Origin of the sequence: Vibrio cyclitrophicus (genome assembly GCF_024347435.1) — a bacterium.
In the GTDB taxonomy this organism is placed as follows: Bacteria; Pseudomonadota; Gammaproteobacteria; order Enterobacterales; family Vibrionaceae; genus Vibrio; species Vibrio cyclitrophicus.
The window spans coordinates 2,949,515-2,960,717 of sequence record NZ_AP025480.1; the positions used below are offsets into that span (position 1 = coordinate 2,949,515).

General features: G+C 44.5%; 8 protein-coding genes. All 8 read right to left on the reverse strand.

Annotation, left to right across the window (positions count from 1 at the left end):
* Nucleotides 1-97: 97 nt before the first annotated feature.
* Entirely contained in the window at nucleotides 98-1,543 is a 1,446-nt protein-coding gene (gene tldD, locus OCW38_RS12945) for a metalloprotease TldD (protein WP_016788308.1), read from the reverse strand.
* A 19-nt stretch (nucleotides 1,544-1,562) separates the two neighbouring features.
* Complete coding sequence (locus tag OCW38_RS12950) at nucleotides 1,563-2,375, reverse strand: carbon-nitrogen hydrolase family protein (RefSeq protein WP_261894330.1); 813 nt, start codon at nucleotides 2,373-2,375, stop codon at nucleotides 1,563-1,565.
* 137 nt (nucleotides 2,376-2,512) lie between these two features.
* Entirely contained in the window at nucleotides 2,513-6,385 is a 3,873-nt protein-coding gene (locus OCW38_RS12955; protein ID WP_261894332.1) for a YhdP family protein, read from the reverse strand.
* 10 nt (nucleotides 6,386-6,395) lie between these two features.
* A complete protein-coding gene (gene rng, locus OCW38_RS12960; protein ID WP_010434379.1) occupies nucleotides 6,396-7,865 on the reverse strand; it encodes a ribonuclease G in 1,470 nt (489 codons plus the stop codon).
* A 20-nt stretch (nucleotides 7,866-7,885) separates the two neighbouring features.
* Nucleotides 7,886-8,572: a Maf family protein gene (locus tag OCW38_RS12965; protein WP_261894334.1), complete on the reverse strand. Its 687-nt coding sequence runs from the start codon at nucleotides 8,570-8,572 to the stop codon at nucleotides 7,886-7,888.
* Between the two features lie 7 nt (nucleotides 8,573-8,579).
* Nucleotides 8,580-9,068, reverse strand: coding sequence for a rod shape-determining protein MreD (gene mreD / locus OCW38_RS12970; RefSeq protein ID WP_010434372.1), 489 nt, complete (start codon nucleotides 9,066-9,068; stop codon nucleotides 8,580-8,582).
* Nucleotides 9,058-9,945: a rod shape-determining protein MreC gene (gene mreC, locus OCW38_RS12975; RefSeq protein ID WP_261894336.1), complete on the reverse strand. Its 888-nt coding sequence runs from the start codon at nucleotides 9,943-9,945 to the stop codon at nucleotides 9,058-9,060. Before mreC ends, mreD begins: the two co-directional genes overlap by 11 nt.
* Nucleotides 9,946-10,039: 94 nt before the next feature.
* A complete protein-coding gene (locus OCW38_RS12980) occupies nucleotides 10,040-11,083 on the reverse strand; it encodes a rod shape-determining protein (protein WP_010434366.1) in 1,044 nt (347 codons plus the stop codon).
* Between the last annotated feature and the right edge of the window lie 120 nt (nucleotides 11,084-11,203).

Here is an 11,203-nt window from a genome sequence, read left to right on the forward strand (position 1 = left end):
TCACACTGAATCCGTAATCTAAAAACAAAAAGCGCCTCACATTGGAGGCGCTTTTCAATTTAATCTTTTGAAGTAAGTTGGCAGAGATTCTTCTGAATTACTCAGTACCACCCACCGTTAGCGAGTCTAGCTTCAATGTTGGTTGACCAACACCAACAGGGACACTTTGGCCTGCTTTACCACACACACCCACACCACGGTCTAGGCTAAGGTCGTTACCCACCATAGACACTTGCTGCATCGCTTCAATACCAGAACCGATCAGCGTTGCACCTTTCACTGGGTGAGTAATTTTGCCGTTTTCAATCATGTACGCTTCAGAAGCTGAGAACACGAACTTGCCAGAAGTAATATCTACCTGACCACCGCCGAAGTTCGGCGCGTAGATGCCTTTCTCAACAGTAGCAATGATCTCTTCCGGTGTGTGCTCACCCGGCAGCATATAAGTGTTTGTCATACGCGGCATCGGAAGATGTGCGTAAGACTCACGACGACCGTTACCCGTAGGTGCTACATCCATTAAACGAGCATTAAGCTTATCTTGCATGTAACCTTTTAGGATGCCATTTTCGATCAGCGTGTTGTACTGACCATTAACGCCTTCATCATCAACGTTCAATGAACCGCGCAGGTCAGTCAATGTACCATCATCAACGATCGTACATAGGCTTGATGTAACTTGTTCGCCAACTTTACCAGAAAATACTGACGACTCTTTACGGTTGAAGTCACCTTCTAAACCGTGGCCTACTGCTTCGTGTAGAAGAACGCCCGGCCAACCAGAACCAAGGACAACAGGCATTGCACCAGCAGGTGCCGCAACCGCTTCAAGGTTAACAAGAGCTTGGCGAATCGCTTCATCAGCAAACTGGTAAGCAACCTGAGAGCCATTAGCATCGCTTAGGAAGAAGTCATAACCAAAACGACCACCACCGCCAGCACTACCGCGCTCACGACGATCGCCTTTTTGTGCCAGTACACTAATAGACAAACGAACCAGCGGGCGAATATCACCAGCATAAGTGCCGTCAGTTGCAGCAACCAGCATCTGCTCATGCACACCGCTTAAACTCACCGAAACCTCAGTAACCATCGGTTCTTTAGTTCGAATATAAGCATCAAGCGCTTTGAGTAATTCTGTTTTTTGTTGTTTTTCCCAGCTAGCGAGTGGGTTAACCGCATCGTAATAAGCTTGGTTAGAATTGCGTTTGAAGGCCTGTACCTTGCCGTTTTGACCTTGCTTAGCGATACCACGCGCAGCAATCGCACTCTGCTTAAGACCGTCTAGTTGGATTTGATCAGAATAAGCAAAACCGGTTTTTTCACCCGATACCGCTCGCACACCAACACCGCAGTCAATATTGAAAGAACCGTCTTTAATGATGCTGTCTTCTAGCACCAAGGATTCATGCCAGCTTGACTGAAAATAGATATCAGCATAATCAATTTGGCGGGTAGCAATGCTCGCCAATGTATCTGCGATATTTTGCTCCGTAAGCCCTGTCGGGTTCAGTAGCGCTTCTTCAATTTGATTAATGCTCATAAATGGCTCTTATTTGTAATTAAAATTGATTGGTGAATCGAGAATGTTGCGTTATCGGCATATTTTGCCTAATTGACTCACAACTGGATATGTCTATCTCGACCACCATACTTTTAGGCTCTTGGTCTAATTGTGCGACCACTCGTCCCCATGGATCAACCACCATTGAGTGTCCCCATGTTTCTCTTTGACAAGGATGCTTACCTCCTTGTCCTACCGCGACAATCCAAGATTGTGTTTCGATCGCACGACACCTTAATAATGCTTCCCAATGCGCATGACCAGTCACTGCTGTAAACGCCGCCGGTACGATAATGATCTGCGCACCTTGCTTGCGTAGTTCTGAATACAAGTGCGGAAAGCGCACATCATAACAAATACTCAAACCTAAGCGACCAAAAGGCGTTTCCGTCGTCACAACGCGATCACCCGGAGTGAAAATATCGGACTCTCGATAGCATTTGTGCGCATCGGACACGTCAACATCAAACATATGTAACTTATCGTAATGTGCAACTAAGCAGCCAAAGTCGTCAATCACCAATGTTGTTGTAGTCACGCCTTCAATCGTGCTTATCGGCATGCTACCGACAATAATCCAGATTCGATGAAACGAAGCTAATTCAGACACTTTCTTCTGCAACGGGCCATCATTTAAGGGCTCTGCATACTGGTGATAGTCGGCTTTACTGCCAAAAACTAATGCATTTTCAGGGCAAACTACCCACTTAGCCCCTAGTGCTTTGCACTTTTCTACTTCTTGAACAAGATAATCAAAGTTTAACTCAGGACTAGGACCTGATGTCATTTGAATCAACCCAACACAATCCATGTGTATAGTTCCTCCATTCATTATGATTCAGAAAACAGCGTTTATCGTATGTTAATCTGCAAGTGTATTGACCAACTCAAGTATTAGCTCATTTGTCTATTGACCTGTTCGAGTATGAGCTATTCAAGCATTCACGACTATTGAGCTAATTTCCTAAGCTTTTCGGGTAACTGAAACTCACCAGAGCTACGAGAAAGCTCACTCACCGTTGGTGAATCCAATGGTCCTTTTACCGAATAATTAACTTGGGTAAAAACTTCAACAACTGGAGAAATAACCGTAGTCACCGCTAATACGTACAGCGCCGTTTGAGGGGTTACCGCAAAGGCCGTTAATACAGGAATGCCAGAGGTAATATCTGGGGTAAAATTAACTTCCGCATCCACCTGGCGGGTATTAAGATTAGCGATACCTCTGATCTTCATCTCACCAGCAACGGCATCCATGTTTAAGTCATTAGTCAGAAAGATACCATTTTGAATCTTACCCGTTCCTGTGATGCTGTTGAACGCCATGCCTTTATCAAACACGTCTGAGAAATCGAGCTGCATCTTGCGGATGATCGAATCTAGGCTAAACAGGCCAAGTAAACGAGCCGCACCGCTCACATCCGAGATAATACCTTTACCAAACTTGGTTTTAACGTTGCCATCAAGGGTATCCATTTTAATCCCCCAAGGCGAACCATCCCAATTTAGTTGACCTTCCAACGCGAATGGTGCTTTTTGAATTCCTGAAGTAATACCGAATCGTTCCATCAATTCACTGTTGTTTTCACCTTCTACATCAACAGCCAACGATGAATGACTCTTGTCACCATTCAGTTCCCACCAACCGCTGATATCGGCTTTATTGCCACCACTTCGAACCTGGATCTTATTCCACTCTATCCGATCTTCGTTCCTAGCCACTTCAACATCAACCTTGCCAACCTTGTAACCTTGCAGCCAAAAGTCGTTCAAAGTTAACTTCAGGTTCGGCATCGCATCGTGGATCTCTCGATCCAAATCAGAGATCAACGGTGCTTCTTGCGCTTTACGTTGTAGCAGTTGCTCTTGGTTTTTCTGATCGCTCCACTCTGGAACAAACAAATGTAAACGATCTAATGAAACCGTTAAATCGTAAGGAGGCAGATAATTAATATCTCCTTCGATCTCTTGGCTAGAGACTTCCATTTGCCATGCTTGTTTGTTTTTACGAGCACTAAAGTCGACATCATTCCAAGGAATGCCACCTAAAATTAGCTCCTTACTCTCGAACGTAACACGGCTTGGCGCAGGAATAGTTGGAGTATTCATTTGACTGAGCACGGCGTTTGAAGGCTTCACAGGCTCCATCACGACCGATAACCAATCATCAGCATTGAACTTATCAGTACGAATTAATGCATGATGGCCAACGACAGGGCTAATTTTGTAACCTCCTCGACCAAGCACTAAATTGGTCGCCGTTAACTGAGGAACATCACCTGTGATATCAATTTCAGCCTGATATTTGGTACTAGGGAGCTGTAAACGTGCAGTAATCGCTTCTTGGTTGCCCGAGGCTTGTAACCTTGCAGAGCCACTTTCTAATGACTTTTTCGCCAATGGATATGGATAATCACTGGCCAAATACTTAAGATCTGACTGCAAATCCAATTGGTAACTAAAACCGATATCGTTAAGCTGAATATCAATTTGGCTTTGCCACTGAGCATGGCCAGACAAACGGCTTAGCCACTGTTCACCAATGTAAGGCTCTAGAGGTTTAACATCCCAATCGCCTAGAACATCGATATCAACCGCGTAGCCCGGGCCATCATTCAAGCCTTTGAAATCAAGAGAGATACCCTGTTTAAGTAAATCTGCAGCAAGGCCATTCGCCGTCACTACATCATTATCAAACTCAATACGTCCAGTGGTGTTTTCAAGTACCATCGGCGGAGCTTCAATCTCGACATGGTTACCATTGAGATCAGCATAGCCCCACGCTCTTGCTTCCTTTTCAGAATCAAACGGAATATTAAGCTGAAACTCGGATGACACATCGCCACTCACTTGAAGCGCCGTTAAGGCAGCCCCGACTGAATCGACGAGTGGAGAAGCTGTCATGTAATCACGTACCGCATTGCCAGACGCGGTTGCTTTCGCTTCAATTTCAATATGGCCGCCTTGCCCTAAATAAGGAATACGCCCCGTAATACGATCTGCAGTGACATCCATTAATTGAGCTGAGCGAGAATCCAAGTGCATCGCATCATTTTCAAATAACAGATCAAGCTGAAGATCGGTAATCAAAGGCCAGCCGGTATCAAAACTAAATTTCGCGTTTTCTAACCCAACCCAAACTTGGAAAATACCATCATGATTGGTATACGGATATTGAGCTAATTCACCATACCAAAGTAATTTAACGGTGTCGGCTTTACCGGCTTGAATCGCCGTGGAAAGGTAATCAGTTAAGTCTTGGCCAAGTGCCAATGTCGGTAAATAACGCCAGGTTTCACCTACATTGTAAGCGTCCGCTTCACCATAAAAAGAAAGATAAGGGCTTGCGTCATTTGGAAAATCTAAACGAAATGCGCCGAGAACTTGTAAATCTGGCGTTGCTGCCGTGATTTTATCCGACCAAAGCTTCCAGCCGTTTTCAACCTGCTGCCAAACAATGTCAACCTGACCTTGTTTGATATTTAGAGGGGCTTGGAAAACATCGCCATAAGGAAACACATCATCAATAACATGCAAGCTGGCTTTCGCTTCAGATGCTGAACCAAAAACACTGCCTGACACTTGGCTAAAGCCTGGAACTAACTCCCATTGCTCGATAGCCATATCAGAAAAACTTGCAGAATAACGCAAGCTTTCGATGCCTGAATCCATGGAGACACGAATATCAGAAACCAAACCGCCTGGAGCCAACGAATTAATCATTTGAGTGGATTGCTCGGAATCAGGCAACAACTTAATTAGCGGAGTAATGGTGGCAATATCCAACTCAGAAACGTTGAGTTGCCACGGACCTTTGTTCCATTTGAATGCAACATCGAGTTCTGGCCAAGGCGTGTCATCGGTTCTTAAATTAAGTGAGTGACCATTTACTTGCCAGCCATTTTCCAACGGAGAAAGTTTAAACAAGCCAGATTCAATCATCAAATCGTGGCGCCCGTCTTCATTCCAAGTCAGTTCAGAAGGTAATACCTCAACGTAAGCGCTCACTGGCTTACTGTTTTTCAGAGTTAACCAACTATTAAGACTCACCGTACCCGTTTCCACACCGGACTCTGTCTGCATGTAACGCGTTAACCAAGGTTTTATCGAGATGCTATCCGCGCTCACATAGAACTCACCCGACATATCGGTCAGCGAGCCACCATCAACAAAGTTAGCACTCACTGACAGGGAGTTTAAGTTGGCATCTTTAATACTTACCACACCTTCTGCAAGGTGGTGTTTACCTGAGTTTTGCCATTTTAAAGTTTCTATGTCGAGTTGACGTTCTTCATCAGAGATTGCACGGTATAAAAGGGTTGAGTCTTTAGCCGTCACATCCACTAAAGTTTTCAGGAGTAGATTATCCAGTTCCTGTATAACCCGCTTTGAAGAATTCGACTTTTTCGGTTTCTGTTGGCCGTTTTGACCAGCAAACAGATCAATAGATCGGATATCAAGATACATTTGGTTCATGACCAAATCGGCCACAACCGGACGCATCTGAACGAACGATTGAATCAAGTCAAACTCAACTTCAACACGCTCAACAGAGAAAGTGACATCTTCTGCATTAGGAAGGCTGGCTTTAACACCTTGTAAAGCTATAGAAGGGTGAGTGTTGCGCCAAAAACCGCCCACATCTTGAATGGAGAATTCAAAACCGGAATGTTGATTTACCCAAACCTCAATTTCAGATTGATATTTGTTTAAATTAGGTAAGGCTACACGAAGTGTAGTCACGGCAATGGCTAGCGTTACTAAGAGAGTAACCACTAACCATAAACATGCACGAAGAATCAGAGTAGCGCTTGAGCTCACAAAATATCCATTACATCATAACAACATCAAACTGCTCTTGTATGTACAGAGGCTCAGCCTGGATTTTGACTTGTTTACCAATAAAGACTTCAAGCTCAGCAAGCGCATGAGATTCATCGCCCTCTAACGCCTCAGCGACTGCGGCTGCGGCATAGACAACGAACTTGTCTGCGTCGTAGGCACGATTCACGCGCGTGATCTCTCGAAGTATTTCATAACAAACCGTTTCGACTGTTTTCACGCTGCCGCGGCCTTCACAAGCGGGGCAGCTTGAACACAGAATATGCTCAATACTTTCACGAGTACGTTTACGAGTCATCTCCACCAAACCAAGCTGTGTGAAGCCATTAATATTGGTTTTCACGCGATCTTTGTCTAGCGCAGCTTCTAATGAAGTTAGTACTCGCTTACGATGTTCCTCAGACAACATATCAATAAAGTCGATAATGATGATGCCACCTAAGTTACGCAGACGCAGTTGTCGAGCTATCGCTTGAGTCGCCTCTACGTTGGTATTGAAAATGGTTTCTTCTAGATTACGACGACCAACAAATGCGCCAGTGTTAATGTCGACAGTGGTCATCGCTTCCGTTTGGTCGATAATCAGATATCCACCAGACTTTAATTCGACTTTACGATCCAATGAACGTTGAATTTCGTTTTCGGTATCGTACATATCAAAGATAGGCTTATCGCCTTCATACAGCTCAAGCTTGTCAGTCAGCTCTGGCACGTACTCAGAAGTAAACTCTTTAAGATTTTCATACTCTAGACGAGAATCGACCTGAATCTTACTCAACTCAGTACCAACGAAGTCACGCAAAATACGTTGGCTTAGGCACAGCTCACCGTACAAGCGTGTACGAGCTTTGTGCTTACCACGACGCTCTAATACTTTTAACCATAGTCGCTTTAAGAATGCCGCATCTTGAGCCAACTCATTCGAATCTGCACCTTCTGCTGCGGTACGGATGATAAAGCCACCATGTTCGTCACAGTAACGAGACACGACTTTTTTAAGACGATTACGTTCAGACTCACTTTCAATTCGCTGAGATACGCCAACATGACTTGCACCAGGCATAAAGACCAGATAGCGAGATGGCAAAGTAATATCAGTGGTTAAGCGGGCACCTTTGGTACCAAGAGGATCTTTGACGACTTGAACCACAATGTCTTGTCCTTGACGGACAAGCTCTGAAATATCACGAACCTGAAATTGCTTCTTTTCGTTTTCAGCAACACATTCAGTGTGTGGAACAATATCAGAGGCGTGCAAAAAAGCTGCTTTTTCAAGGCCTATATCCACAAAAGCCGCCTGCATTCCCGGAAGTACACGGCTTACACGTCCTTTATAGATATTTCCTACGATACCGCGTCGAGCATCTCGTTCGACATGGATCTCTTGAAGAGCCCCCCCTTCAATCATGGCCACACGAGTTTCACTCGGGGTCACGTTCAGCAACAATTCAGCACTCATGGTGCACCTCAGATTAGTAATTATAAGAATTCTTGCAGTAGCTGGTCCGTTTCAAATAAAGGTAAGCCGACAACGGCGTAATAACTACCTTCGATTCGGGTAACAAAGCGTCCGCCCAAACCTTGGATTCCATAGCTACCGGCTTTATCGCATGGCTCCCCTGTTTGCCAGTATTGTTCTATTTCTTTTTCACTGAGGGGTTTAAACCATACGTCGGTAATAATGATTTCTGTCTTTTGTTTTTCTTCCGACACCACAGAAACGGCCGTCATCACTTGGTGACGATCATTCGCTAACTGAGTAAGCATGCGCTTAGAGTCGGCAAAATCAGTGGGCTTCTCGAGCACTTGCCCTTGGCTAACGACAACTGTGTCAGAACCAAGAACCACTGTTTCAGAGTTAAGATAAATAGGCTCAGAGCTAAGATCGACGGTCTCAGAGCCAACAGCTGCATTATCAAAACTAGGCTCTACAGTATCAGAACTAGAAATGACATTCTGCTTTTCAGAAGGGTTATCTTTCAATAAAGACAACGCTGCTAAGGCTTTATCTAAAGATAGTCGCTTAACATACTCTTCGGCGGTTTCTTGGGCATGTTTACACTCTTCAACATCGGTTACGAGGACAGAAAACTCATAACCAAGTTGAGATAGCAATTCTTTGCGGCGTGGAGAACCGGATGCCAAAACTAAATATTTCTTTTCCATCGTCATACTACCTCACATGCCAATGGCGACGCACACGTCTCATTAATAAAAACATCCAAGGCCAAAGTATACAGTTTATCAATGCGCTCCATAACGATAATGGATTGAAAACGACATCTTGGATCAAATATTCACCAAAGAAGATCAACACTTCAAACAATACCGTCAACGCCGCAATAATCATGGCTTGTTGCCATAGCGCCATGTTACGTATCACGAGAAAGTTAAGCGCAATAATGTACATCACTATTGCCATCATCATTCCACGAATACCCAATGTTGAACCAATCAATAGGTCCCACAATAGGCCCAAAATCAAAGCACTACCCACGTTAACACGGTGTGGCAGAGCAAGAACCCAATAACACGTCACCAGTAACAACCATGACGGTCGAAATAGATCTAAGCTACCAGGCCAAGGAATGGTTTGCAGAATAAGCGCGATCAAAAATGAGCAACCAATTACTACTTTGCTTCTTAAAACGCTATTGGCCATCTTCACCCTCTAACAATACTTGTTTAATGCTGATTTGATCCGCTTGCATCTGTTTGTTTTCATCAGGCCAAACAAGCAATAAGTACCTGAGCTTATCAAACTCAACCACAGGCTCTGCTTTAATAACCGCAAATTCACGTTTCGGGTCATAATCGACTGAAGAAACATAAGCCACAGGGTAGCCTTCAGGATAAACCCCGCCTAAACCCGATGTCACCAACAAGTCTTCTTCTTGAATATCAGTACTGGTTGGAATGTGTTCTAGTTGAATCTCATCAATCATGCCATTACCGGAAGCGATCACTCGAATATCATTACGAATGACTTGAACAGGAATCGCATTGTTTGCGTCAATCAGTAACAGGACACGGCTATTGTGAGCAGCGACAAAAGTCACTTGGCCGACAATGCCTTTTTCGTTGATCACCGGTTGACCTTCATACACCCCATCAATCTGACCTTTATCGATCACAACTTGATGACGATAGGGTGAAGTATCTACCGCCATAACTTCTGTGACGACTTTCTTTTCATCACGGATAAACGGAGATCCTAATAGCTTACGAAGGCGCTTGTTTTCTTCTTGGTATTGCTCAAGCAGAATCAGCTCGCTTTTTAGACGCAAGACTTCTCGTTTAATATTATGGTTGGATTCGATTAGTCCTTTACGAGTACTAAAACGGTCGTAGACACCATCGAACATAGTGCGAGGTAAGTTGGCTGCGTATTGAATTGGGGCAACCATGCTGTTCAATAGATAGCGGACATTTGAGAAAGCATCTAAACGACTATCAGCCAGCATAAGGCTGGCTGATAAAATTACAGCAAAAAACAGGCGCAATTGTAGAGAGGGACCTCTACCAAAAATTGGCTTCATTCTATATTTGGTCCTAGAGCTACATTTGATCCTATAGGCAAGGTCCTAGGCTCTTTACATACAACTAGATAATAAAAGAGCCTAACACTAGATATTATTCTTCGCTGAACAGGTCACCGCCGTGCATGTCGATCATCTCTAGGGCTTTACCACCACCGAGAGCAACACACGTTAGTGGCTCTTCTGCAACAACAACAGGGATACCTGTTTCTTCCGTTAGCAGACGATCAAGGTCTTTAAGCAGTGCACCACCACCAGTCAGCACCATACCGTTCTCTGATATATCAGAAGCAAGCTCTGGCGGACATTGTTCTAGTGCAACCATGACAGCAGATACGATACCTGATAGCGGCTCTTGAAGCGCCTCAAGAATTTCGTTTGAGTTCAGGCTAAAGCTACGAGGCACGCCTTCCGCTAAGTTACGGCCACGTACTTCGATCTCTTGTACTTCATCGCCAGGGTAAGCTGAGCCGATTTCGTGTTTGATCTTTTCTGCCGTTGCTTCACCAATCAAGCTACCGTAGTTACGACGAACGTAGTTGATGATAGCTTCATCAAAACGGTCACCACCAATACGAACAGAAGAAGAGTAAACCACACCATTTAATGAGATAACCGCAACTTCAGTAGTACCACCACCGATATCAACCACCATTGAACCTGTTGGCTCAGAAACGCGCAGGCCAGCACCAATCGCCGCAGCCATTGGCTCATCGATTAGGTAAACCTCACGAGCACCAGCGCCTAGCGCTGACTCACGGATGGCACGACGCTCAACCTGTGTTGAACCACAAGGAACGCAAACCAAGACACGAGGGCTTGGTTTAAGAACACTGTTGTCATGCACTTGCTTAATAAAGTGCTGAAGCATTTTTTCCGTTACGTAAAAGTCGGCAATTACGCCGTCTTTCATTGGACGGATCGCTGAAATGTTACCTGGCGTACGACCAAGCATTTGCTTAGCAGCATGACCAACAGCAGCGACACTCTTTGCAGACCCTGTACGATCTTGGCGAATAGCGACAACAGAAGGCTCATCAAGAACAATGCCTTGGCCTTTTACATATATAAGGGTATTGGCAGTACCTAAATCAATCGATAGGTCGTTTGAAAACATGCCACGAAGTTTTTTAAACATATTCTTCGCTCATCCTGCAAGAATTAGAAGACAAAAATTGCACTAAATGTACCAATGCCTTGCTGTCACGGCAAGGCATTGAAGTATAAACATGGACTGAAACCCGCAATTTCTTACAGA